Here is a 23,203-nt window from a genome sequence, read left to right on the forward strand (position 1 = left end):
ATATCGTTATTTGTTTTCATCACCGTGGTGATAATCGCGGCTGGCAGCTTGTGCGCTGACCAGTCCGCTACGAACATCCTGCGCGATAGCCTGTGCTGAACGCTCACGTGCATCGCCCAAACCGCCGCCGCCCGGCGTTTCCACCACCAGATGTTCTCCCGGTGGGATCGCCTGTCGGCCTTTACCTTTCAGCAGTGCGCCGGAGGCCAGACTGACTTTGCCCGGCGCGCCGTCCGCACCGCCTTCTGCGCCACGGGCGGGATAAACGATGCGATCCCAGGCTGCGCCCAGTAACATCGGTGCCTGCTGCCCATGGGAGATTTCGATAACTTGCCCCAACCCTCCGCGTTGCCTTCCTGCACCGCCGGAATCCGGTCGATACTCTTTACGCCAGAACACCAGCGGACTCATGGTTTCCAGTATTTCGATGGAGATATTGCGCACGCCGCTGGGGAACGAGGTGGTAGAAAGCCCATCCAGCGCCGGGCGACCACCGGTGCCACCGGTGGAAAAGCTGGTGATGGTAAAGCGCTGTTCGTTGACCAATCGTTCATTGGAATAGCCCGCAATCGGGTGGCCGCCCGACAGGCGGATATTCCACAGCGACGAGGAGCCTTCGGCAGGCACCGCGCCGGGGCGCGCCTGACGCAGGCAGCCAAACACTACATCCGGCAACAACTGACCGATAATGTGGCGCGCGGCCACTGCCGCAGGGTAAGGCGCATTGACGATGGAACCTTCCGGCGCGCTAACGCGAATCACGCCTAACGATCCGGCATTGTTGGGAATATCGGCACCAATCAGGCAGCGAATACCAAACGAGGTGTAGGCATCGGTGTAGGCTTTAACCACGTTAATGCCTTGCGGAACATAAGGATCGGTGCCGGTAAAATCGACCTCAATCTCGCCGTCGCGGATGTGCAACGTGGCGCGAATGCGGATCGGCGCATCATAGCCGTCCACAAGCAGTTCGTTGCTCCAGCTCCCTTGCGGCCACTGGCGCACCGCATCGCGCATCGCCTGCTCGGAGTGCTGTAAAATATGCTCACCCACCGGCACCAGCGAATCGAGGGTGAATTCATCCATTATGCGGTTGAGGAAGCGAGCGCCGACGTCGTTACAGGCCACCAGCGCCAGCAAATCGCCTTCGACCTGCTCCGGTTCACGCACGTTGGCGCGAATAATATCCAGCACCACCTGATTGATCTGGCCGCCATCGATAAAGCGCAGCAGTGGCAGAAACAGCCCTTCGTGATAGATCAACTGACCGTCTGGGCCTGGGCCCAAGCCGCCGATATCCGCGACGTGCAGCGTAGAGGCGAACAGGGCAACCGCCTGTTCCTGACGAAATACCGGCGTTACCATCGTCATATCGTACAGATGGCCGGTGCCTTTCCAGGGATCGTTGGTTAAAAACACATCGCCCGGACGCATCTGCTCCAAGGGGAACGCGTGCAGGAAGTGTTTGACCGACTCCGCCATCGAATTGACATGGCCCGGTGTGCCGGTAACCGCCTGTGCGATCATGCGTCCATCCGGCAGAAAGACCCCGGCGGACAAGTCACCGGCTTCCCGGGTTGAGGTGCCAAACGCGGTGCGGATCAGCGCTTGTGCCTGCTCCTCCACCACGGAAATCAGCCGGTTCCACATCACCTGATACTGCAATGCTGCCACTGGCGCGGAGGCGGATGTTAGGTTACTCATGATGAAAATCCTCAGTGCCAAGCTCAAGAATCAGATGCCCCTGCGGGCTGAGATGGGCAGAAAAACCGCTGTCCACCACGGTAGTGGTTTCCTCTTCTACCACCAGTGCCGGACCGGATACGAAGTGTCCCTGCGCGAGCGCCGTACGCTCATAAAGCGGCGTGGCGATAAAGGCGTTGTCCTCAATCTGATACACCGAACGCTGATGTAGCGATGAGGCGGCGGTAAGCGTGTGGCTCGGCACCCAGCGAGCGGTCGCCGGGGCAAGATCGTCATGAGTCGAGGCGGCAACCGACCAACTGATGGCCTCAACCGGTACATGGTCGAGACTGCGGCCATACAGCTCGCGATAGCGCTGTGCAAAACGCGCTTGCAGTAGGTGGACGGTTTGTACCTGCACGGCACCGTCCGGCAATTCGATAGGCACCTCATGCCCTTGGCCGGCATAGCGCAGATAGACGATGCGCTGTACTTGAATATCCCCCTGCGGCGCGGCCTGACGTACGATAGCGGTCGCTTGCTCGGTCAATCCGGCCAGCAGCGCGTTGACCTCATCGTAGTTCAAGCGATCTAACCGTTGATAGAAGCTGCGTACGGCCTGATAGGCTATCGGTGCCCAAAGAAAACCCAGCGCCGAGCCGACACCGGCAGAGCGGGGGATCACCACGCGGGTAATGCCCAGCTTGCGTGCCAGCCGTGCCGCCTGAAGCGGCGCGGCACCGCCAAAGGCGATAAGGGTATAGTGCTCCACGTGTTTGCCCTGTTCGCTGGCATGCACACGTGCGGCGTTAGCCATATTCTCTGCCACGATCTCCGCGACAGAGAGCGCCGCCAGCTCGGAGGAATAGCCCAGCGGTGCACCGATCTGCGCGGCGAGCGCCTGCTGTGCGGCTTCAATATTTAAGGCCACTTTACCGCGGGCGAAGCGCGCGGGGTCCAGCCGACCCAGTACCGCATTGGCATCGGTTACCGTGGCCTGGGTGCCGCCTAATCCGTAGCTGACCGGTCCCGGTTCGGAACCGGCACTGTCCGGGCCAACCTGAATGCGTTGCAGGGTATCCACGCGGGCGATCGAGCCGCCGCCTGCGCCGATCTCCACCATTTCGATCACCGGAATGCGGATCGGCAGCCCGGAACCTTTCTGGTAACGGTGCACGCGACCAAATTCGAAGTTGCGGGAAATTTGCGGATGATAATCATCGATAAAGCAGATTTTTGCCGTGGTGCCGCCCATATCAAACGACAGCGCTCGGGTTTCACCCAGTTCAGCGGCCACGCGCTGGGCCAGAATAGCGCCACCCGCCGGGCCGGATTCCACCAGACGCACCGGCTGTTCGATGCCGGTTTGCAGCGTGGTGATCCCGCCGCCGGAGGTCATCAAAAACAGTGGGATGTGTAATCCGCGTGCGGTCAACAACTGCTCCAGACGTGACAGATAGCCGGCCACTTGCGGTTGCACGTAAGCGTTCGCGCAGGTGGTAGAGAGCCGTTCGTATTCACGGATTTCCGGGCACACCACGCTGGAAAGCGACACGGCGAGGTGAGGCAGTTCTTGTTGCAGGATCTCAGCAACGCGCTGTTCATGCTGCGGGTTGCGATAGCTGTGCAGCAGCACTACGGCGACGCTGTCGATATCTTCCTCGCGCAGTGACTGTGCAATGCGCCTTACGTCGTCCTCATTGAGCGGCAGCAGCACCTCCCCCTGCGCATTGATGCGCTCGGTGACGCCAAAGCGCCAATAGCGTGGCACCAGCGGAGCGGGTTTTTGCAGGAACACATCGTACTGTGCGAAGCGATCTTCCAGACCAATTTCGACCAGATCGCGGAAGCCCTGGGTGGTGATCAGTGCCGTGCGCGCCCCTTTGCGTTCAATCAGCGCATTGGTGGCAAGCGTGGTGCCGAGGATCAACAGGTCCACATCGTGCAGCGTCCGGCCTGCTAGCTTCAGGTTCTCTTCGATACCTTGCAGCACGCCCTGTTCCGGTTCAGTGGGGGTGGTCAGGGTTTTTGACGTGTAACGTTGTTCACCATCGAGCAATACCACATCGGTAAAGGTGCCGCCAACATCAACGGCCAGGCGTATTGCGGGCTCTGGTTTATCTTGCGAGGAAAGCGGTAATTCAGACATAACGCGAACGTGTTCCAATACTGTTGCCAAACCATCACCGCGCCGCGCGTCAACACACGCAACAAGCGGCAATGCTCAGGGGAGATGAGGAGATGGAAGCACTATCGGGTGATATAACGGACAAAACAATAAAGTATATTTGCTAACCATATGCAGAATAAGCAATAGGGTGCTATGCGGTTTGCCGCCATCTGTATACTCATCACGGAGGGCGGCAATCAGGTGGGTCTCTATTGAGAAACTACAATGATGCTCCACCGCATATCACCAACTGCTGTCCGGTAATGGCGGCGGCAGACGGCGAGAGCAGATAGCACACCAGATCGGCCACTTCCTGCGGCTGGATAAAACGCCCGATGGGGGGCAGCTTCGGCGGTGAACTCTGTCTGCCGGGCTGGTTTAGCATCGGCGTTTCAGTGGCTCCCGGTGCCACGATATTGACTGTGATACCGCGCGGTGCCAACTCTGTCGCCCAGCTTCTTACCATACCGATCATGGCAGATTTGGTGGTGACATACTGGCTGCGCCCTGCCGCGCCGCTCGAGGTGCGGCTGCCCAGCAGAATGATACGACCACCGCTCGGCAATTTATCGACCAACCTGTCGGCCAGCACTTCGGCAACCTGCACATGCAAGCGCCACAGCGTTGCGCTGTCAGCCAGGTTGAGTTGACCCAGCGGGGCCGCTTTCATCATGCCTGCGGCGTGAATCACGGCATCGACCTGTGCGATGTGCGCAAGATAACCTTGCAGCGCGTCGAGATCGGTAACGTCCAACGCCTGATGGGTAAACTGCGGATGCGTGAGCGCGCCGGGTTGGCGCGACAGCCCCGTCACTTTCCATCCCTGATCCAATAACGTTTGGGCAATGGCGGCACCAATGCCGGAGCTGGTGCCGGTAATCAGCGCATGTTTGCGTTCGCTGACAGCCATAAGGTGCTCTCCTGTATCAAGACCCGTCAGTACTACCGTTGGGTAACATCGCTGACGGGCACTTTAAACACCGCTTTTTTCACCGGTGCGGGAATATCGCCTACCGCGCACAGCGCCTGATGCGGTTCTCCAGGGTAGAACGTGACAAAATCGCCGGCGCGCAAATGGATCTGATGCGGCACTTGCGGATTGTCCAGAATATAGAGATCCGGCTTACGCTCGGTCGCGGGTTGCCCAATCACACTGTTCAGCCCATAACCGATGATCTCTTCCCCGGCCAGAATCAACTGAATATCCAGAAAGTTGTGGTGGAACTCGGTGTGACGTTCTGCCTGCGGTGCGGTAGATACGGTGCCAATACTGTAAAACCAGTCTGCCCCTTCCGGTTGGTATTTTCCTTCCGGCTTGGCGTTCAGTTCATCCAGTGTCATACCGGGTGAGGAGAGAATCGCTAACAGCGGTGCGGGCAGCGTCGCCAACGGCAGATGCTGCAAATTGCCTGCAATCATGGTGTAGCTCCTGAAAAAAAGAGACACCGCAAAGGCGGTGTCTCTCGGTGTATCAGCCTTTTACCCACGCCTCATCGACACATACATACTTGATGGCCTGACGGAAATAGGTGAAAGCCACATGCAATTTCCCTTCCGGTCCCTGCTTGATGCTGGGATAGGAGAACTCGCGGTTCAGCTTTTGCTGCGAGTTGTTGGTCATGCAATAACCGTCGCCCACTTCGATATTGCGCTGCCACGGCCAGGTCTTGCCGCCATCTTCCGAAATGGCCAGCGTCATGGGAGCGCGCGGTGCGCCCCAGAAGGCGCTGCGCCCTTCGGTGATTTCCGGCATTTTGGCGTCATTGCCGCCTTCTTCATCTTCGATTTCGTCATACAACGACACGCGACGCTCAGTGGCATCGGCGGCGCTCATGTGGTTGAACACCAGCGCCAGATGGCCGTTTTGCAGCGTCGTCACCTGAATCGACGAGTTGTTGTTCGGTAACGTGGTGGGCACCGGTACCGACCAGGTTTTGCCGCCATCCGTGGAATGGCTACGATAGATAAAGTCAGCCCAACGGCTGCGGAACAGCGCCAGCAGTGAACCGTCCGCCAGCGGCGTGATGTTCATGTGGACGCAGCCCGTGCTGTTTGGCACCGGGTATTCCTGCCAGGTTTTACCCTGATCGCTGGAGATTTTGACTGCGCTGTCATCGTTGTTACCCACCCACTTTTCACCCGGCTCGACGCGGCAATAGAACACCGGCAGCACCCAGTCGCCGTTTGGCAGCACAGTGATCGGCTGGCGGATAAAGGTGCCCGGCTGGTCCAGCAGCGTACCGATTTCCCCCCAGGTGTAGCCCTGATCGGTGGACTGGCGATAACGCACAATGGCGGTGTCCTGATTACCGGATTTCTGCGCGGTATAGAGCAGCCACAGCACGCCGTCTGGTGCCAGAAACAGCACCGGGTTCTGCTCGGAGCGGGTCGCATCTTCCGATAGCTTAACCGCATCCGACCATTGTGCGCTGCCGTTAGCCAGACGCGACTGGTAAATCGAGATATCCGCGATCCCTTCCTGCGTACCGCCAAACCAGACGCACAGCACATCGCCATTCGGCAAATGTAGCAGGTTGGCCGCGTGGTTTTGTGGGCAGACGGAAGGCAGGTAGGCATCAATGCGCTGCGCATCCCCTTCGGCCTGGTGAATCACGCCGGTACGTTCTACGGTGATGGTTTCAGTCGTCATGACGATTAGGCTCCTGTTTGAGAGACGGATGTTTTCTTTTCTGACTGCGGTGCGTTCTTGTTCGGAATCAGACGATCCAGCAGCATCACAACCGCAGGGGTGACCAGGGCCACATACATGTTATCGATGCCGAACGGATTGCCCATCACATACCATACCGAGGTGACTACGCAGGCAGCAATCAGGCTGGCGTTGGCACCGCGAGTGCTGTTAAAGAACGGCAGGTAGAAGGCAATCATCGCGACCACCGAGATGGACAGACGGATGGCACGGGTAAAGAACGACAGCTTCAGCACTTCTGGCACCAGCAGCACAAATACCAGCGGCAAGAACCCGATGATGAGCGAGAACACGCGCGTCATCTTCATCTCTTTTTCCGGCGTCGGGTTGTAGTACGGGACGTAGAAGTCTTTCACGATCAGAGAAGCAATCGCCAGCGCCACGGTACTCACGCTGATAAAGATGGACGCCACCAGCGAGGTAGTAACCAGACCCGCGACCCACGGGTTCATGTCTTGCAGGAACACCGGCAGTGCGTACAGGCTCTTGATTTCCGGGTGGACGAACTTCGCAGCCACACCAATCACGGCGATAGCCAGAGCAATCGGCATACAGAACAGGAAGGCAATCCAGGTGGCGCGTTTGGCGGATTTTGCATCTTTGGTCGCTGAAATCGCCTGAATCACGAACTGGGTACAGAAAATCGAACCGATAGTACCGATCAGCCAGGCAAAGATGGTGCTCGCGCCGATGTTGCCATCCCAGGTCCAGTAGAACTCTGGCATCTGCTGAACCATCGGGGTAATACCGCCAGTCATCTTCAGGGCCACGTACAGGATGATCATCACGCCAATGTACTTCACGCCACTGTGGATCAAGGTGACATACGCTACGCCTTTCAACCCACCGAAGTAGAAGTAGAAAGTACTAACGATCGCCGTGATCAAGGCAGCTACTGGCAGAGAGATTTTCAGTACGGTGGAGATAGCCGCCGCGCCGCTGACGTAGTTACCCACGTTCACCAGCAGCAGCGCGTAGATCATGATGATCGAAATAATGTTCTTGGTGGAAGTACCGTACTTCTCGGCGATGGCGCCAGAAATGGTCACTTTACCGGTGTTGTAGATCTTCTTCACCAGGATCATGCCGAACAGCAGGAAGCCGATGGCAGCACCGATCACGGACCAGGAGGCGGCGATGCCACTTTCGAACGCGGCTTGCGCGGTACCTACCGTGGATTTTGCGCCGATAAACTCGGTCATCAGCAAAATACCGACGATAAACGCGGGCAGCGCACGCGACCCTTCCATAAATTCGGAGCTGGATTTACTGCGTAATTTCAGCGTCAGCCAGGAAGTGAATGCGATATAAAACACTATCATCCCAATGATGATGAGGGTATCTGTCAGATCAAAATGGTTCATATCTTTCGACCTATCGTTGTCGTTGTTGTCGCAGGGTGGTTGTTATCAAACAGGGTAATAAACGTTGTTAGGCAAAGGCGCTGACGATTCGACGGATAGCCGCTTCATCCTGTTCAGAGAACTGGATGGGATAGCGACTGACGCCAACCTCATGGCCCATTAATGTCAGTGCCTTTTTCACCGCAGCAGGCGAGAACGCAATGGCGTACAGCGTTTTTCTCAGCTCGCTGACCTGTTCCTGTGCCTGACGTGAACCGTCGATGTCACCGGCGTGGAAACGGTGCCAGATTTGACTGATAGGCTCTGGTGCCACGTTAGCCAGCCCGGAAATACAGGCAGAACAGCCTTCGACGAAGCCCTGATGAATCAATGAATCCGGCCCGTTGAGCACGTCAAAGTTCGGAATACCTTTGGCGGCTTGCAGGAAGCCGTTCAGGCTTTCATAGCTGCCTGCGCTGTCCTTGATGCCGATGATGTTGGGATGATCGGCGAGAATGCGCACGGTTTCCGGCGTAAGCGTATTGCCGGTACGTGCAGGAATGTTGTAGAGGAACACCGGAACCGTTAACGCATCCGCCACCGCGCGGTAGTGGGCGATCAGTTCTTCTTGTTTCAGCGGAATGAAATAGGGGGTGATAACGGAAACCGCATCGACACCCAGTGCGGCGATACGCTTGCCGAGCTTGATGGTTTCACGCGTAGAGATTTCACCGATATGGCCTACCACCGGCACCTTGCCTGCAACTTCATCCACGCAGGTTTCGGTGACCGCGACTTTTTCATCGGTGTGTAATACGAAGAATTCGCCGTTGGTACCGTTGCAGAAGATACCGTTGCCATACTGCATCTGGCGCTGAATCTGCGCGCGCAATGCTGTTGGATTGAATTCACCCTGACCGTCAAAGGGCGTGACGATTGCGGTCAACACGCCAGTAATACGTTTGCTCATTGTTTTTCCTCGTTACTGCGTAATCAAAAAAGAACACCAAGTCTGTGAATCAGAACAGCGTCAGATAAATATCGCGCACGTCGTCCGCCTTCACCGTGGCGGGCACGTTTTTCATAAGACGCTGAACCTGCAAAGCCCCTTCGACCAGATCGGGCAAATGCGTTTTTTCGATACCTAATTGTTGCAGTGAGCTGGGCAGCGACAGGCGCTGAACCAGATCGGTGAAATAGGTGACCAGCGCGTGCGATTTCTCCGTGACGGAGAGCGACAGGTTGGCGTCGGGCAGCAGGTCGTAGGCCTGCGCGAATTTTTCTTCCGCCGCCGGGCGCACAAAGCGCATGCAAGGGGCCAGTAAAATGGCATTCGCCACGCCGTGGGGAATGTGGTACTTGCCGCCGAGCGGATAAGACATGGCGTGCACCAGATGCGTGCCCGCGTGGGCAATGGCGGCACCGCCGTAATAGGACGCCCACAGCATGTTCAGTCGTGCTTCCAGATTCCCGGGTTCACGGATGGACAGCTCGATATTGGCAAACAGCTTTTTCAAACCGATCAGCGCGTAGTTATCACCCACCGGGTTGGCGATGGTCGCGGTGAAGCATTCGATCAGGTGGCACAGCGCATCGATACCGGTGGACGCCGCAATGTGAGACGGCATGCTGGTGGTCAGTTCCGGCACCAGTGCCACGTAGTCCGGCAGCATGACCGGTGTGATGATGCCCACCTTGGTGGCTTTCTCAGGGATCGCCAGAATGGCGTTCGGCGTGGCTTCGGAGCCGGTGCCCGCCGTCGTCGGGATCAATAAGGAGGCGGTGCGGCGCGTCGGTTTTTCACCGGCCAGCAAGCTGTCGAGAGAGACCGCGTCATCACCGACGCACAGCAGCGACAGCAGCTTGGCCACGTCCAGCACGCTGCCGCCGCCTACGCCAATCACCAGTTCGGTGCGCGCATTGGGCAGCGCTTCCAGAATATGAGCGACATCGTGCTGGCTCGGCTCCGGCGGCACATTATCAATCAGGGTGATGGCCGGAACGCACGCTTTAACCTGATTGAGCAGTGCCTGTACGCCGGGCTGCTGCACGATGTTGCGGTCCGTCACGAACAGCACGTGCTGGCGTGAGGTTAACAGGTAGCGGATATCGTTAATGGCCTGGCTGCCGCTGATGATAGTGCTATTGATGTTCATGGCGTTCCTTTACAGTGTTCACGCAGTGAAAGTGATTTTTCTCAATCAATACGTGCTTGGCGATCGTGTATTGACGTAATGACGTCATTTTGTAGCGTAATTTATAGGCTAGATTGGTTTTAAATAATTTGACGTTGCTCACATATAATCAAATATGATTCAATATAATCATTATCAGGTAATCGACACACCATCGTCGTTATGCCGTTATCGATAAATAAGGGGTGGGTATGCCACAGCGGCAAGATGTCAGCCTGGAACTTACAGCTAACCAGGTGTTGGTCGTCGCGGATGATTTCACCGGGGCTAACGATGCCGGGGTTGGGCTGGCACTTCAGCAGGCGCAGGTCAATGTGATTCTGGAGTTGGACGCATTGACGACGGGAGCTTTGCATGAGGTGACGGTTATCAATACCGACAGTCGGGCGCAGGCAGCGCAAGATGCCGCGCTGCGCGTGGTGCACGCCGTGACCCGCTGGCGTGAAGCGGGCGGAAACGGATGGGTATTCAAGAAGATTGACTCCACGCTGCGCGGCAACCTCGGCGCGGAAATCGCGGCAGCGTTGACGGCCAGCGGCGCTGACATGGCGCTGATTGCACCTGCTGTTCCGGCGCTTGGGCGCATCACCCGTGACGGGAATGTGTGGGTCAACGGAACATTGCTGACCGAAACCGAATTTGCCAGCGATCCAAAAACGCCGGTACGCAGCGCCGATATTGCCGAACGTATCGCGGAACAAAGTGCCTTGACCACGGCGACCTTAAGTGTGAGTGAAAATAATCATTCTGCTCTCGCCGCGCAGCTGCTGCGCTTGCGCGATGCGGGTATCAAGGGAGTGATTATTGACGCTGAGACACCGCAGGCATTGGCTCTGATCGTGGCGGCTGCGCAGACGCTGCCTGTGAAACCGCTGTTGGTTGGCGCCGCCGGCCTGAGCGATGCGCTGGCTCAGGCCCTAAGCTTCACGCCGCCACCGCGCCCCGCATTGCTGGCGGTGGTGGGCTCGATGAGCGAAATGACGCAAAAACAGATCGCGGCGGTGAGCGCGCTGTCGCAGGTGACGCTGCTTGATGTGGATGTCCGCCCTTTGCTTACGTCTGCGGGAGCCACATTGGCGCAAGACACCGCGCGCGCCGCGGCCGACGCACTGCTGGCAGGCAGACATTGCCTGATTCGTACCTGCCGTGACGAGCAACAGCGCCACGAGATTGCGCAGCTATGCCAGCAGCACGGCCTCAGCCGTCAGCAATTGGGTGAACGTATCAGTGATTTTCTGGGAGAAATGGCCCGTTGCACGGTGGCGTTATGCCGTCCGGCAGGGCTCTATCTCTCCGGTGGCGACGTGGCGATTGCCGTGGCCGCTGCGCTCGGTGCTACCGGGTTTCATATCAAAGGACAGCTTGCGTCCTGTGTACCTTGGGGACGCTTCATCGACAGCATCGTCGGCGATATCCCTGTCATGACTAAAGCAGGCGGCTTCGGTGATGAAGCCACCTTGCATCACGTTTTACGCTTTATTGAGGAGAGAGTGAGTGAGTAAAATTATTGCAATAACCATGGGTGACCCGGCGGGTATCGGTCCTGAGATTATTATTAAATCCCTGGCAGAAGGGGAATTGTCTGGCGCATCCGCCGTGGTGGTGGGCTGTGTGCAAACCCTGCGTCGTATCCTTGCGCTGAACATTGTGCCGCAGGTTGAGCTGAATGTGATCGACGAACCGGCTCAGGCGCGTTTTGCCCCCGGCATTATTAATATCATTGATGAGCCGCTGGCCGATCCACAAGCGCTCGTCCCTGGCGTGGTGCAGGCGCAGGCAGGGGATCTGGCCTACCGCTGCATTAAAAAAGCGACGGCGCTGGCGTTGGCCGGAGAGGTTCAGGCGATTGCGACTGCACCGCTGAACAAGGAAGCGATGCACTCTGCGGGACACATTTACCCTGGGCATACCGAACTGCTGGCCAAGCTGACCAACAGCCGGGATTACGCCATGGTGCTGTATACCGACAAACTAAAAGTCATTCATGTGACAACGCACATTGCATTGCGCAAATTCCTGGATACCCTAAACCGCGACCGTGTAGAAACCGTCATCGGCATGGCGGATACCTTCCTGAAACGCGTGGGTTACACCAAACCGCGTATCGCTGTCGCTGGGGTTAACCCGCATGCGGGCGAGAACGGCTTGTTCGGCGATGAAGAAATTACCATTGTCGGCCCTTCCGTTGAGGCGATGAAGGCGAAAGGGTTGGACGTCTACGGTCCCTGTGCGCCGGATACTGTCTATCTGCAAGCCTATGAAGGACAATATGACATGGTGGTGGCGATGTATCACGATCAGGGCCATATTCCGCTTAAGCTGCTGGGCTTTTACGATGGGGTGAATTTAACCGCAGGCTTGCCGTTTATTCGTACTTCGGCCGATCACGGTACGGCATTTGATATCGCCTGGACAGGTAAAGCGAAGTCTGAGAGCATGGCTATCTCGATTCAACTCGCCATGCAGCTTGCCTGACAGGGGAGGGGATTCAACTCATGGACATCGTTGTGGGGCAAACAGTGAGTGATGCTTTCCGCGTTAGCGGAGATAGAGTAAAAGGGCAGAGCCGTCTTGACCAGATTATGGATTATCTGAAAAGCCATAATCTGGTGACGGTAGACGAACTGGTTGCCGTGATCGACGCCTCGCCGGCGACGATCCGCCGCGATCTCATCAAGCTTGATGAACAGGGCGTGATCAGCCGCAGCCATGGCGGCGTCACGCTCAACCGTTTTATTCCCTCGCAGCCGACCACCAATGAGAAGTTGCATCGTAATCTGGCAGAGAAGCAGGCGATTGCCCGCTACGCGGCGTCCCTGGTGCAACCGGGTGATGCCGTGGTGCTGGATGCGGGCACCACCATGCTCGAACTGGCGCGTAACCTGACGCACCTGCCGCTGCGTGTGATCACGGCAGATTTGCAGATTGCGCTGTTCTTGTCGGAATTCAAACAGATTGAAGTGACCATTATCGGCGGCCGCATTGATGACAGCAGCCAGTCTTGCATTGGCGAGCATGGCCGCCGCCTGTTGCGCAGCATTTACCCGGATATTGCCTTTATCAGTTGCAACTCGTGGAGTATGGAAAAAGGCATCACCACGCCAACCGAAGAGAAAGCCGGAGTAAAACAGGATCTGGGCATGAATGCCAGCCGTCGTGTGTTGCTGGCCGACAGCAGCAAGTACGGCGCCTATTCGCTGTTTTGCGTTACGCCGCTCACGGCACTGACCGACATCGTCACCGACAGCGCGCTGGCACCGGAAACGCAGCAACTGCTGCACGCGCAGCCAGTGCAACTGCATCTGGTGTAACGCCCTTTGCCGCGTTGCATCACGCGGCTCACGTTATGATTCGATGGGCGGGCAGCGGTAACGTTCCGGTTCGACAAACTGATCGATACTCACCGGCCGACCAAAATACCACCCTTGTACAATCGCATGCGGGCAGTGTCGCGCCACATAAGCGGCCTGTTCCTGCGTTTCCACCCCTTCCACCACGATGCTGGCGTCCAGCTTTTGCACCAGTGAGAACAGCACATCGGTAAAGGCGGCGTTGACGGAGTCTGTGCCGATGGCACCGACGAATATTTTGTCTATTTTCACCAGATTAAACGAGAAGCGGCTCAGGTAATCCAGGTTTGAATAGCCGGTGCCGAAATCGTCCAGCGCGATTTTATGCCCTTGCTGCTGCAACGATTGCAGCGCAACCTCCAGTATGTGCGGCGATGCGGTAGAACGTTCTGTCAGTTCTAAAATCACCCGCTCGCGCTTCACTCCGTTGCGCTCGCACTCCTGCTGTAAAAAATGGTGGTAGTCGGGAGAGATTATGTCACTAACCGCAAGGTTGATGCTGAGCGTAAAGGATGATGGTTGCGTCAGATAAGGCCGCATGTCTCGTATGGCACAGCGGGTGATGGCGCGGGTTAACTCATCGATCATGCCGTTTTCTTCGGCGATGCGCACAAACACCTCTGGCGAAATCTCCTCACCTGCGCCGTTGCGCCAGCGTGCCAGGGCTTCAACGCCAATCAGAGAGCGCGTGGCAAGGCTGACCAGTGGCTGGTAGTGGGCGCGCAGTTGATCGTTCTTCAGCGCACGTTCCAGCTGGCACGGCAGGGAGCGCCGCTTTTCACGGTAAAGTGAGTAGCATAGTGTGAAGCTGCCGCCCAACGCCGCCCCCATCAGAATGATGCCCGCTATCACATACCACGGGCGATATATCACACCCGCATCCTCAAACTGTGCCAGCACACAGATATCAAAGCTGTTTGAGCAGGTGAAAAAATGGCGTGTACCCAAGGTGAGCCAGCCATTTTTTAATCTGCTTAAGTCTTCTTTATGGGGGAGTGTCAGGGAACCGAAGGTTTGGTAGGGGTGGTCGAGATTCTTGTTGATTAAGGTGGCGCTGTATCCCTGTGGCGGTTGTGAATAGCGGCGGAAAGCAGCCGAAGCGGTGATCGTCGCTACGCCTCCGCTGCTGGCGATATCGGCGGTGATCCTGGGATCAACCAGCCTTTCCATGGCGGTCCACAGCTGTGTGCCCGTCGAGGTAGTCAGGTCGGGTGGCAACAGCGCGATAGGGGGATTCAGCCTTCCCCATCCCGCAGAGCAAATCAGGCGATCGTTTTGGATGCGTCCCACGTCGCGCAGATTAAGCGCATAAAAGGACAGTAGGCGTAACTCGCGCAGATCGGCATCGGAGCAAGGGATATTGCCCAGTAGCAGTATGCGGTGCACCGTGTCCCGACTCTCTTGCGCGACGGCGACCCCTTGCGCCAGCACGTCTTGTGCGTAACTCACCAAACGCTTTTGTTCTGACTGCGCAATAAAGGATTGACCAATGAACAGCGCCAATACCGCGCTGAGCAGCATGAAGATGGTTAATCTGAACCATAATCCGGCATTGTTGGAGGATAGCATCGTTATTATCCAATCAGTGGTGATGAACATAACTCGGCATGTGGATTCAGATATCGCATCCTTGCCAATCAGGTGAAGTTATCGGCCATGTCTACCGTGGCTTGAGAAAAGGCGTTTCAGTTTGCCGCATGACGCAATGTTTAACCTGTGTTTGTTGAACTCATTGCAGTGTAGGTGCGGGTATATGTGCTACAAGCCACTGAAAACCGTCTCTGTACCCTGCATGCTATCGACGTTGCTGAGAATGATAATTATAAATGCCGATTATCAATCAGGGTAATTTTTTAATTAATATAACTTACTTGAAGTGTTAGGTTTTTTATACAGATATCCGTATCGAGATCGCGCAGCGGTACGTTGTTCTTTGGCAACGCGGGTGATACCGCCGCAGGTGATCCCCGTCAGGATTCGGCGTATGGTTGGCGAAGCATTGGTGAAAGGGAGGCTGGGAAACAATGGTTGATATTCACATCAAAACGCTGATTGAGCGCGATCCGCTCATGGCCTGTCTGGTTGCGCTGCGTGACGTGACCTGGTTTAACCCGGAAAGCGCCACGCTTGCCGAGGGATTGCCCTACGTCGGGCTTGGGCACGCGGATGTTCAGGCTGCGGAGGCGCGCTTACGCCGTTTTGCTCCCTATCTCCGTCAGGTTTTTCCCGCGCTGGAGGCAAGTGAAGGCATCATTGAGTCCGATATGGTTGACATCGCCGCGATGCAAAACGCGCTGGACGCACGGTATGGCAAGACATTGCCCGGCAAACTGTGGCTGAAAAAAGACAGCCACCTGCCGATTTCCGGCTCGATCAAAGCGCGCGGCGGTATCTATGAAGTGCTGGTGCACGCGGAACAATTGGCGTTACAGGCGGGGTTGATGACTTCCACCGATGACTATCGTCAACTGGACAGCGAAGCCGCGCGGCAGGTGTTTAGCCAATACCGCATTGCCGTGGGGTCGACCGGCAATCTCGGTATGTCGATCGGGATTATGGGGGCGACCCTTGGCTTTAAGGTCTCGGTACACATGTCGGCGGATGCGCGCCAATGGAAAAAGGACAGATTGCGCGCACACGGCGTTGACGTCGTGGAATATCAGCAGGATTACGGCGTCGCCGTCGCACAAGGGCGCAAAGCCGCACAGGATGACCCCTACTGCTTTTTTATTGATGACGAAAATTCTCGCTCGCTGTTTCTCGGCTATGCGGTTGCCGGTGATCGACTCAAAGCCCAGTTTGCTGAACGCGGTATGGTGGTCGATGCGGATCATCCCCTGTTCGTCTACTTGCCGTGCGGCGTGGGCGGTGGGCCGGGCGGGGTGGCGTTCGGGCTGAAGCTGGCGTTTGGCGATCACGTGCACTGTATCTTTGCTGAGCCGACGCACTCGCCCTGTATGCTGCTGGGCGTGTACACCGGCTTGCACGATGGCATTGCGGTGCAGGATTTGGGCATCGACAATCTGACCGCTGCCGATGGACTGGCGGTGGGGCGTCCATCCGGTTTTGTCGGGCGCGCCATGGTGCGACTCATTGACGGTTATTACACCCTGAGTGACGACGAAATGTATCACTTGCTGGCGATGTTGGCTCAAACCGAAGCGCTCCGTCTGGAGCCCTCGGCGTTGGCCGGGATGGCCGGGCCGTGGCGCGTGGCGGGCAATGCGGATTATCTGTCGCGTTTGTCGTTATCCGCGTCGGCGATGCAACAGGCAACGCATCTGGTGTGGGCGACGGGCGGTGGCATGGTGCCAGACGCGGAGATGCAGAAGTACCTGGCGCAAGGGGCGAAATAGCCCGCGCGCCAGAGGCCCTATTTATTTCATGCTGGCGGCAAGGGTGTCCACATTGTGTTTAAACGCCGCGGTGTAGCTGGCGGCCGGGCCAGTGCTGTCGGTTAACGCTTCCGGGTAGAGCTCACCGCCCGGCTGTGCGCCGCTGGCGTTGGCTATCTGTTTCACCAAACGGGGATCGGTCTGGTTCTCGATAAAATAGCTGGCGACCTTCTCTTGCTTGATTTGACGGATGAGTTCTGCGACTTGTTTGCTGCTGGCTTCCGCTTCCGTTGAATAACCCAGCGGTGCCAGGAAGGTTACGCCATAGGCCTGGCTGAAATAGCCAAACGCATCGTGGCTGGTGAGCACTTTACGTTTTTCTGGCGCAATGGCGGCGAAGGTCTTCTTGGCATAAGCATCCAGCGCCTGAAGCTGCTGAATATAGGCTTTGCCCTGCTGGCGGAAATAGTCAGCATCCTGCGGTGCCGCGCTGACTAACGCATCGATGATATTCTGCGCGTAGATCACCCCATTCGCCGCGCTGTTCCAGGCGTGCGGATCGGTCTGGGTTTTCCCCTCTTCTTCCATTTCCAGCGTGTGGATGCCCTGCGAGGCGGTCACCACTTTCCCCTGATAGCCGGAAGCGGATACCAGACGCGTTAACCAGCCTTCCAGACCGAGTCCGTTGACGAAAACCAGATCTGCTTTTGCCAGCGTTTTGCTGTCTTGCGGTGAGGGTTCGAATTCATGCGGATCGCCGTTCGGTTTGACCAAATCGGTGACGGTGATGCGATCGCCGCCAATGTGACTGACCATATCGCCTAAAACGGAAAAGCTCGCGACAACCTGCAACGGCTTCGCCATCGCAAACGTGCTGAATAACAGGCTGGAAAATGCCAGTGCGATAACAGGATGTTTCATGATGTCCTCATTGATGACAGGGGGATGATATTAGCGACGCAGGCGCAGCATGCCGCCCTCGGCGCCGAAAGCGGCCGAGAACGCGAAAAACAGCGTAGCGGTCAGGATGATGGCAGGCCCGGCGGGCAGTGAGGCATAGTAGGACCACAGCAGGCCGATAAAGCTGGATGCGATGCCCACCAGCACCGAGACCGCCAGCATCACGGGCAAGCGCGCTGTCCAGAAGCGGGCGCAGGTGGCGGGCAGCATCATCATGCCGACCGTCATTAGCGTGCCTAGCAGTTGAAACCCTGCCACCAGATTGAGTACCACCAGTGCGAGAAATAACGCGTGAATCAGCGTGCGTCCGCGCGGTGAGGCGAGCTGCATAAAGGTGGCATCAAACGATTCGATCACCAGCGCACGGTAGAGCCACGCCAGCAGCAGTATCGAGACCGAACAGATCAGGCCGATATCGATCAGTGCGCCGCGATCGACCGCCAAAATCGATCCAAACAGCACGTGCAACAGATCGACGCTGGAGCCGCGCAGTGACACTAACGTTACGCCAAGCGCCAGCGAGCCAAGATAGAGTCCGGCGAAGCTGGCATCCTCTTTTAACGCCGTGTTGCGACTGACAAAACCGGACAGCAGCGCCACGGCCAGCCCGGCGATAAACCCGCCGGTACCCATTGCCAACAGCGACATGCCGGAGAGCAGATACCCGATGGCGACGCCGGGCAACACCGCGTGCGACAGCGCATCGCCGATCAGGCTCATGCGGCGTAGCAACAAAAAGCAACCCAACGGTGTGGCGCTGAGCGTGAGCGCGATACATCCCACCAGCGCGCGCCGCATAAACCCGAACTCCACCAGCGGTGAAAGGAGACTTATCGTCATCATACCACCGCCCTGACTCGCGCCTGCGCGCCGTGGGACGCGGGGAGCGTCGAGGTGAATATGTCATGGGTTGCGCCCCAGCGATGGCCTGCGGCGCTGAGCTGTAGCACCAGCGGAAAATGGCGGTCGACAATGGCACGATCGTGCAGCACCGCCAGCACGGTGCATCCTTGCTGATGACGTTGGTGGATCAAGGCCAGCAGTGCCTGGGTGGTGTCGGCATCTACGCCGGTAAACGGTTCGTCCAACAGCAGCACCGGTGCGTCCGTCAGCAGCAAGCGGGCAAACAGAACGCGCTGTAGCTGGCCTCCCGACAAATGGCCGATAGGGCGGGTGGCGAACGCGGTCATCGCGACCGCCTCCAATGCTGCCTCTGCTTTGCGTCGCCAGACGCGGGTGAGGCCGCCGAACAGCCCGCGCTGCGGCAGGCTGCCCATCAACACCAAATCCATAACGCTCAACGGAAATTGGCGATCGAACTCCGACAGCTGCGGCAAATAGCCAATGCGCGGCAGTGCGTTGCCATCGTGAACCAGCGTGCCTGCCAAGGGCGGAATCAGCCCGGCAAGGGTTTTTAACAGCGTCGATTTGCCACTGCCGTTTTCACCGACGATGGCCGTCAGTGAACCTGCGCTGAAGCTGCCGCTCAGCGTGCCAAGCGGTGAAGACGGCGTGTAGCCGAATGTCAGGTTGTGCAGCGCGATCATGGCAGCGATACCGCCCAGGCGACCAGCGCCCATAGCAACGCCAACAGCGCCAGCGCAATGCTGATACGCGCCCAGGCTGAAAGAGAATAGAAGCTCACTCGAGAGTGCCATGCAGAGGGATATTTAACGTTATGTTATAATATAACAAATAAAGCGCTAGCAGAAAGGCGTAAGAGAATGTGACATCGCAGCTTTGGCCCTGGTCTGTGTGCAAATGTTCTTGTGGTTGTTATTGCGTTAACCCTCGACAGTGTAGAGATAAACGGTAGGAGAGTGGGCTGATGCGTTGAGTGATTTCTGGCTAACACCGTCTATCGTGAGCCTCGCAAACACAGGGATAAAAGAGCAATGGCGACATTAAAGGATATCGCGGAGTGTGCAGGCGTTTCTATCAGTACGGTTTCTCGTGTATTAAATGGCACTGCGCCTATCAGTGCCAAAGTCAAACAGCAGATCCTGGCGATCGCCGCTGAACAGGGCTATCCCCTGCATAAACTGGCGAAACCGGTGACCGAAGCCTTGGAGCCCTTGCGCCATGTTTTGCTGGCAGCACCGCGCAACCTGATGCTGGAAAGTGATTACCACCTGGTTTCTCTGTCATTGATCCATGCGCTCAAAACCTTGTGCGTGCAGCGTAATATCCGACTGCGCCCCTTTCCCTCGGAGCATGATGCCATGACGGAAGATCAACTGGTCGCATCGCTGCAAGGTGTACGGCAGACAGGCATTGTGATCGTCAATGACGAGCGAGCCCCCTTATTGCAGGCGGTGGTGAAAAGTGGCATACCTGCCGTGTTGATCAACGGTGAAGATCCTGCCATGTGTTTAAACCGCGTCACACCCGCTAACTATCCCGCTGCGGCCTGTGCCGTTCGTCATCTGATAGAACACGGGCACCGGCGAATTCTTCATTTGACCTGGTCGTCTTGCATCACCATCAAACAGCGGGAGCGCGGCTACCGTGATGCTTTGCTGGAGGCAGGGATTGTTGTCGATGAGTCACTGATTCTTTCTTTGCCTGATTTCCACCCGCTCACCGCGCGCGATGCCATGCTGCGCTGGCTTTCCGCACATCCTGACCGCCTTGGCGTGACCGCGATTTTTTGCGCGGCGGACAATCAGGCGGTGGGCGTGGTGGATGCGCTGGCACAGCGAGGCATTCGCGTTCCGGATGATATATCGTTGGTGGGAATGGATAATATTTTGCCGCTGGATATGCTGCCGGTGTCACTGACCACGGTGCACTTGCCGCTTGATGCGGTTGCCAGAGCCGCACTGCAACTATTAACGCAGCAACTGGTGCCTGCACAGTCGCTTGGGGTGACACAGCATGTTGAATTGGCCGGGCATTTGGTGGTGCGAGAATCGGTAAAACGTCTCAACGCACTCGCCTGATGCCTGCCTAAAATCGTGCTGCGGTGGCCGCGACCAGCGCATCTATTGCCAAACGCAGGCGGGGCAACATCACCGGTGTTGCCCGCCATAAGGCATGAATCGCCAAATGTCCGGCAATGACTTCGTCCAGCACGCTAACCAGCAAGCCGTTCTCGAGTTCTTCCTTGACTAACCAATAGGGCACCCTGCCGAGACCGTATCCCGCCTTGATGGCATTGACGGTCAACAGTGCACCATCCAGCAATAAACGGCTATCCGGAGTCAGCACCCGGTGTGTTTTGTCAGCCAACTGAAAGTGCCACGGGGCGGCGTAGCCCTCTTTCAGCGTGCCGATCAGGGTGTGGTGATGAAGATCGTCTATGCCGTGCAGCGGCGGTGAATGGGCAAAGTAACCCGGTGTGCCGCACAGTACGATGCGTTGTGTGCCTAACTTTTTGGCGACAATTCCCGCCGCATCCGGCAGTTCTCCTACGCGCACGGCAAGATCGACAGATCCATCGAACAGGTCGGCCATCTCGACAGAGGCCGAGACACTGATACTCAATTGGGGCCACTGCTGGCACAGCGTCAACAGGGCGGGCGTGACGACGTGCGCGCCGAGCAGCGGCGGTACACTTACCGCTAGCTGGCCTGCGGGTTCTGCTGTGATGCTGGCAAGCAGCGTTTCGACGCGCTCAACCTCGTTCCTTGCCGTCCGGCAGGCATCCCGATAGGTCACACCCTCTGCCGTTATGGTCTGCTGGCGGGTGGTACGGGTGAATAAGGGGGTTTTCAGGCGGTTTTCCAATCGTCGAATGGCTTTGGTAACCGCCGAAGGGGTGAGCCCAAGCAGGGCGGCCGCTGCGGTAAAGTTGCCGCTGTCACATACGGCCAGAAATACGCCGATGTCATCTCCGGGGTAATGTCGCATAATGCCTATTGCTGAATGTCAGGAATAAATATTGGTAGTGTATTTCATTTTACCGGAATGATATTCGCCAATAAGCTCTGTTTTATGAAAAAGACACAGACTTACGCCATTCTTGGTGGCACTTCAGGCATTGGGTTCGCTCTGGCTCAGCGACTGGTCGCGCGCGGCGATCGCGTGGCGATCGGCGGGCGTTCGGCGGAAAAACGGGCCATTGCGCTCAGGTTACTGGGCGAGCGGGCATCCGCCTATGCTGTCGACACTACCGATCGCGCTTCTCTGGCCGCCTTCTTTGCGCAAACCTCCGCGCTTGCCGGGCTGTTTACGCCCGCCGCATCTTACACCACGGGCGCGTTTCAGGAGGGGAGCATTGAGACCAGCGAAGCGCTGTTTCAGGCAAAATTTTGGGGGCAATATTGGGCGGTGTATGCCGCGTTGCCCTCGCTGTTGCCGGATGCGGCGGTGGTATTGATGTCGGGAGCCGCTTCTGCGCGTCCCCTTGGTGCGCCCGCTTATGCGGCGTGCAATGCCGCCCTGGAAGGATTGGCGCGCGGGCTGGCGGTTGAATTGGCGCCACGCAGGGTAAACTGTTTGTCTCCGGGCACCACCGACAGCACGCTGTGGCAGGGTCGTCCGGCGCAGGTGCGCGAGGCCGCTTACCAACAGTGGGGCAAACTCAACGTATTGCAACGTCCTGCAACGGTGGAAGAGCAGGCCGATGCGGCGCTGTTCCTGCTCGACAACACGCACATGACGGGCAACACGCTCTATTGCGACGGGGGATATACGTTGCGTTAGCATGAGGCAACGTCAATTTTTTGGCGTTGCCCTTGCAGTATCTGCTTTTCTCGCCTTTTAACAAATTCCACTCTTGATTTGCCGCCTTCCTTGACGATTTAAGCATCAATTTTATAGTTGTTCGAAGACGATAGCGTCTATTTCACTAATGAAACCGATGTCGGAGAGAGCGATGTGCTGGATTGGTGTCTGCGAGGCAGATCAGATACAGGAAAACAGGCCGTTTAGTGGCAGCGTGGAAAATAACGCCGTCGGTATTTACCTGCTTGATGGCAAGTACTACGCCCTTGAGGATATTTGCCCGCACGCTTATGCCTTGTTGAGTCAGGGATTTATTGAAGACGGTAGCGTTGAGTGCCCCTTACACGGCGCAGTGTTTGATATTAAAACCGGGCAATGTCTCGGCGGGCCGGGTGAGCGTGACCTGCATTGCTACCGGGTGCGGCGCGTTGAAAATCACATTCAAATCAGGCTAACGGAGGAGACCATCGCATGAAGGCCGATCAGGAATTTAATCCGGCGCTCGCAGCGCAGCTGCCGACTATCTCGTCCATTGGCGGCGGTAACGGCTGCATCCATGCTCCTGGTGGATACCGCAATCTGGTCTGGCAGAGTCGAAGCAGCGCGCCAACGCCCTGGACGCTGACCTTTATCGCCGGACTGGAAATCCTGTTTGATCAAGGTATCGATACCCTGCCCGCGTTGGTGGAAGGGTTGAATTCAGCAGCACTGTACGATCAGCAAGGTCAGCCCTGGCAGGAAGCAACGCTGCGGGCCTTTTTGCAAGAAAACGGCAAGTAAAGGAGGGCG

At 57.2% G+C, this 23,203-nt stretch carries 21 protein-coding genes; 8 read left to right on the forward strand and 13 right to left on the reverse strand.

Going from position 1 to position 23,203, the window contains the following annotated elements; translation table 11 throughout:
* Positions 1-6: 6 nt before the first annotated feature.
* From J5069_RS14855 to J5069_RS14890, 8 genes are all read right to left on the reverse strand, one after another.
* Complete coding sequence (locus tag J5069_RS14855) at positions 7-1,704, reverse strand: hydantoinase B/oxoprolinase family protein (protein ID WP_264644612.1); 1,698 nt, start codon at positions 1,702-1,704, stop codon at positions 7-9.
* Complete coding sequence (locus tag J5069_RS14860) at positions 1,697-3,832, reverse strand: hydantoinase/oxoprolinase family protein (RefSeq protein ID WP_264644613.1); 2,136 nt, start codon at positions 3,830-3,832, stop codon at positions 1,697-1,699. The genes J5069_RS14855 and J5069_RS14860 overlap by 8 nt, the downstream gene beginning before the upstream one ends.
* A gap of 241 nt (positions 3,833-4,073) precedes the next feature.
* Entirely contained in the window at positions 4,074-4,763 is a 690-nt protein-coding gene (locus tag J5069_RS14865) for an SDR family NAD(P)-dependent oxidoreductase (protein WP_264644614.1), read from the reverse strand.
* 32 nt (positions 4,764-4,795) lie between these two features.
* Positions 4,796-5,272, reverse strand: a complete 477-nt coding sequence (locus J5069_RS14870; protein WP_264644615.1) for a YhcH/YjgK/YiaL family protein — start codon at positions 5,270-5,272, stop codon at positions 4,796-4,798.
* Between the two features lie 52 nt (positions 5,273-5,324).
* On the reverse strand, positions 5,325-6,503 hold the full coding sequence (locus J5069_RS14875) for a sialidase family protein (protein WP_264644616.1): 1,179 nt from the start codon (positions 6,501-6,503) through the stop codon (positions 5,325-5,327).
* Between the two features lie 5 nt (positions 6,504-6,508).
* On the reverse strand, positions 6,509-7,927 hold the full coding sequence (locus J5069_RS14880) for a sodium:solute symporter family protein (protein ID WP_264644617.1): 1,419 nt from the start codon (positions 7,925-7,927) through the stop codon (positions 6,509-6,511).
* A 67-nt stretch (positions 7,928-7,994) separates the two neighbouring features.
* The gene (locus J5069_RS14885; protein WP_264644618.1) at positions 7,995-8,876 is read right to left on the reverse strand and encodes a dihydrodipicolinate synthase family protein; all 882 of its coding nucleotides are present in this window, start codon (positions 8,874-8,876) and stop codon (positions 7,995-7,997) included.
* A gap of 49 nt (positions 8,877-8,925) precedes the next feature.
* Positions 8,926-10,062, reverse strand: coding sequence for an iron-containing alcohol dehydrogenase (locus tag J5069_RS14890; RefSeq protein ID WP_264644619.1), 1,137 nt, complete (start codon positions 10,060-10,062; stop codon positions 8,926-8,928).
* A gap of 230 nt (positions 10,063-10,292) precedes the next feature.
* Here J5069_RS14890 and dtnK point away from each other — a divergent pair, with 230 nt between their 5' ends.
* The 3 genes from dtnK to J5069_RS14905 are packed head-to-tail and all read left to right on the forward strand — an operon-like array spanning position 10,293 to position 13,412.
* A complete protein-coding gene (gene dtnK, locus J5069_RS14895; protein ID WP_264644620.1) occupies positions 10,293-11,603 on the forward strand; it encodes a D-threonate kinase in 1,311 nt (436 codons plus the stop codon).
* Positions 11,596-12,576, forward strand: a complete 981-nt coding sequence (locus J5069_RS14900) for a D-threonate 4-phosphate dehydrogenase (protein ID WP_264644621.1) — start codon at positions 11,596-11,598, stop codon at positions 12,574-12,576. The genes dtnK and J5069_RS14900 overlap by 8 nt, the downstream gene beginning before the upstream one ends.
* A 20-nt stretch (positions 12,577-12,596) precedes the next feature.
* Complete coding sequence (locus J5069_RS14905) at positions 12,597-13,412, forward strand: DeoR/GlpR family DNA-binding transcription regulator (RefSeq protein WP_264624628.1); 816 nt, start codon at positions 12,597-12,599, stop codon at positions 13,410-13,412.
* A gap of 33 nt (positions 13,413-13,445) precedes the next feature.
* On the opposite strand, the gene J5069_RS14910 is transcribed toward J5069_RS14905, so the two are convergent.
* Entirely contained in the window at positions 13,446-15,020 is a 1,575-nt protein-coding gene (locus J5069_RS14910; RefSeq protein WP_264644622.1) for an EAL domain-containing protein, read from the reverse strand.
* 455 nt (positions 15,021-15,475) lie between these two features.
* Here J5069_RS14910 and J5069_RS14915 point away from each other — a divergent pair, with 455 nt between their 5' ends.
* Entirely contained in the window at positions 15,476-16,807 is a 1,332-nt protein-coding gene (locus tag J5069_RS14915; RefSeq protein WP_264644623.1) for a D-serine ammonia-lyase, read from the forward strand.
* 21 nt (positions 16,808-16,828) lie between these two features.
* Here the strand turns inward: J5069_RS14915 and J5069_RS14920 are convergent, their stop codons facing one another.
* Genes J5069_RS14920 through J5069_RS14930 form a run of 3 tightly spaced genes read right to left on the reverse strand, consistent with a single transcriptional unit; the run spans position 16,829 to position 19,326 of the window.
* On the reverse strand, positions 16,829-17,707 hold the full coding sequence (locus tag J5069_RS14920; protein WP_264644624.1) for a metal ABC transporter substrate-binding protein: 879 nt from the start codon (positions 17,705-17,707) through the stop codon (positions 16,829-16,831).
* A gap of 30 nt (positions 17,708-17,737) precedes the next feature.
* A complete protein-coding gene (locus J5069_RS14925) occupies positions 17,738-18,589 on the reverse strand; it encodes a metal ABC transporter permease (RefSeq protein WP_264644625.1) in 852 nt (283 codons plus the stop codon).
* The gene (locus tag J5069_RS14930; RefSeq protein ID WP_264644626.1) at positions 18,586-19,326 is read right to left on the reverse strand and encodes a metal ABC transporter ATP-binding protein; all 741 of its coding nucleotides are present in this window, start codon (positions 19,324-19,326) and stop codon (positions 18,586-18,588) included. The genes J5069_RS14925 and J5069_RS14930 overlap by 4 nt, the downstream gene beginning before the upstream one ends.
* A 315-nt stretch (positions 19,327-19,641) precedes the next feature.
* On the opposite strand from J5069_RS14930, the gene J5069_RS14935 reads away from it, so the two are divergent.
* On the forward strand, positions 19,642-20,688 hold the full coding sequence (locus J5069_RS14935; RefSeq protein WP_264644627.1) for a LacI family DNA-binding transcriptional regulator: 1,047 nt from the start codon (positions 19,642-19,644) through the stop codon (positions 20,686-20,688).
* Positions 20,689-20,695: 7 nt separating this feature from the next.
* Here the strand turns inward: J5069_RS14935 and J5069_RS14940 are convergent, their stop codons facing one another.
* Positions 20,696-21,598, reverse strand: coding sequence for a LysR family transcriptional regulator (locus tag J5069_RS14940; protein WP_264644628.1), 903 nt, complete (start codon positions 21,596-21,598; stop codon positions 20,696-20,698).
* 84 nt (positions 21,599-21,682) lie between these two features.
* Here J5069_RS14940 and J5069_RS14945 point away from each other — a divergent pair, with 84 nt between their 5' ends.
* The 3 genes from J5069_RS14945 to J5069_RS14955 all read left to right on the forward strand — a co-directional run bounded on the left by J5069_RS14945 (position 21,683) and on the right by J5069_RS14955 (position 23,194).
* Positions 21,683-22,393: an SDR family oxidoreductase gene (locus J5069_RS14945; protein ID WP_264644629.1), complete on the forward strand. Its 711-nt coding sequence runs from the start codon at positions 21,683-21,685 to the stop codon at positions 22,391-22,393.
* Positions 22,394-22,565: 172 nt separating this feature from the next.
* Positions 22,566-22,889, forward strand: a complete 324-nt coding sequence (locus tag J5069_RS14950) for a Rieske (2Fe-2S) protein (protein ID WP_264644773.1) — start codon at positions 22,566-22,568, stop codon at positions 22,887-22,889.
* Positions 22,886-23,194, forward strand: coding sequence for a recombinase-like helix-turn-helix domain-containing protein (locus J5069_RS14955; RefSeq protein ID WP_264644630.1), 309 nt, complete (start codon positions 22,886-22,888; stop codon positions 23,192-23,194). Before J5069_RS14950 ends, J5069_RS14955 begins: the two co-directional genes overlap by 4 nt.
* The last annotated feature ends 9 nt before the right edge of the window (positions 23,195-23,203 follow it).

It is taken from the genome of Candidatus Symbiopectobacterium sp. NZEC127 (assembly GCF_025962675.1).
In the GTDB taxonomy this organism is placed as follows: Bacteria; Pseudomonadota; Gammaproteobacteria; order Enterobacterales; family Enterobacteriaceae; genus Symbiopectobacterium.

What these genes read in the sequence shown, in the direction of transcription:
- J5069_RS14955 (WP_264644630.1), top strand. Translation starts at nt 22,886, where the DNA reads ATGAAGGCCGATCAGGAATTTAATCCGGCGCTCGCAGCGCAGCTGCCG.
- J5069_RS14875 (WP_264644616.1), bottom strand. Translation starts at nt 6,503, where the DNA reads ATGACGACTGAAACCATCACCGTAGAACGTACCGGCGTGATTCACCAG.
- J5069_RS14915 (WP_264644623.1), top strand. Translation starts at nt 15,476, where the DNA reads ATGGTTGATATTCACATCAAAACGCTGATTGAGCGCGATCCGCTCATG.
- J5069_RS14865 (WP_264644614.1), bottom strand. Translation starts at nt 4,763, where the DNA reads ATGGCTGTCAGCGAACGCAAACATGCGCTGATTACCGGCACCAGCTCC.
- J5069_RS14910 (WP_264644622.1), bottom strand. Translation starts at nt 15,020, where the DNA reads ATGCTATCCTCCAACAATGCCGGATTATGGTTCAGATTAACCATCTTC.
- J5069_RS14950 (WP_264644773.1), top strand. Translation starts at nt 22,566, where the DNA reads ATGTGCTGGATTGGTGTCTGCGAGGCAGATCAGATACAGGAAAACAGG.
- J5069_RS14930 (WP_264644626.1), bottom strand. Translation starts at nt 19,326, where the DNA reads ATGGGCGCTGGTCGCCTGGGCGGTATCGCTGCCATGATCGCGCTGCAC.
- J5069_RS14855 (WP_264644612.1), bottom strand. Translation starts at nt 1,704, where the DNA reads ATGAGTAACCTAACATCCGCCTCCGCGCCAGTGGCAGCATTGCAGTAT.
- J5069_RS14940 (WP_264644628.1), bottom strand. Translation starts at nt 21,598, where the DNA reads ATGCGACATTACCCCGGAGATGACATCGGCGTATTTCTGGCCGTATGT.
- dtnK (WP_264644620.1), top strand. Translation starts at nt 10,293, where the DNA reads ATGCCACAGCGGCAAGATGTCAGCCTGGAACTTACAGCTAACCAGGTG.
- J5069_RS14935 (WP_264644627.1), top strand. Translation starts at nt 19,642, where the DNA reads ATGGCGACATTAAAGGATATCGCGGAGTGTGCAGGCGTTTCTATCAGT.
- J5069_RS14920 (WP_264644624.1), bottom strand. Translation starts at nt 17,707, where the DNA reads ATGAAACATCCTGTTATCGCACTGGCATTTTCCAGCCTGTTATTCAGC.
- J5069_RS14925 (WP_264644625.1), bottom strand. Translation starts at nt 18,589, where the DNA reads ATGATGACGATAAGTCTCCTTTCACCGCTGGTGGAGTTCGGGTTTATG.
- J5069_RS14860 (WP_264644613.1), bottom strand. Translation starts at nt 3,832, where the DNA reads ATGTCTGAATTACCGCTTTCCTCGCAAGATAAACCAGAGCCCGCAATA.
- J5069_RS14890 (WP_264644619.1), bottom strand. Translation starts at nt 10,062, where the DNA reads ATGAACATCAATAGCACTATCATCAGCGGCAGCCAGGCCATTAACGAT.
- J5069_RS14885 (WP_264644618.1), bottom strand. Translation starts at nt 8,876, where the DNA reads ATGAGCAAACGTATTACTGGCGTGTTGACCGCAATCGTCACGCCCTTT.
- J5069_RS14945 (WP_264644629.1), top strand. Translation starts at nt 21,683, where the DNA reads ATGAAAAAGACACAGACTTACGCCATTCTTGGTGGCACTTCAGGCATT.
- J5069_RS14870 (WP_264644615.1), bottom strand. Translation starts at nt 5,272, where the DNA reads ATGATTGCAGGCAATTTGCAGCATCTGCCGTTGGCGACGCTGCCCGCA.
- J5069_RS14905 (WP_264624628.1), top strand. Translation starts at nt 12,597, where the DNA reads ATGGACATCGTTGTGGGGCAAACAGTGAGTGATGCTTTCCGCGTTAGC.
- J5069_RS14880 (WP_264644617.1), bottom strand. Translation starts at nt 7,927, where the DNA reads ATGAACCATTTTGATCTGACAGATACCCTCATCATCATTGGGATGATA.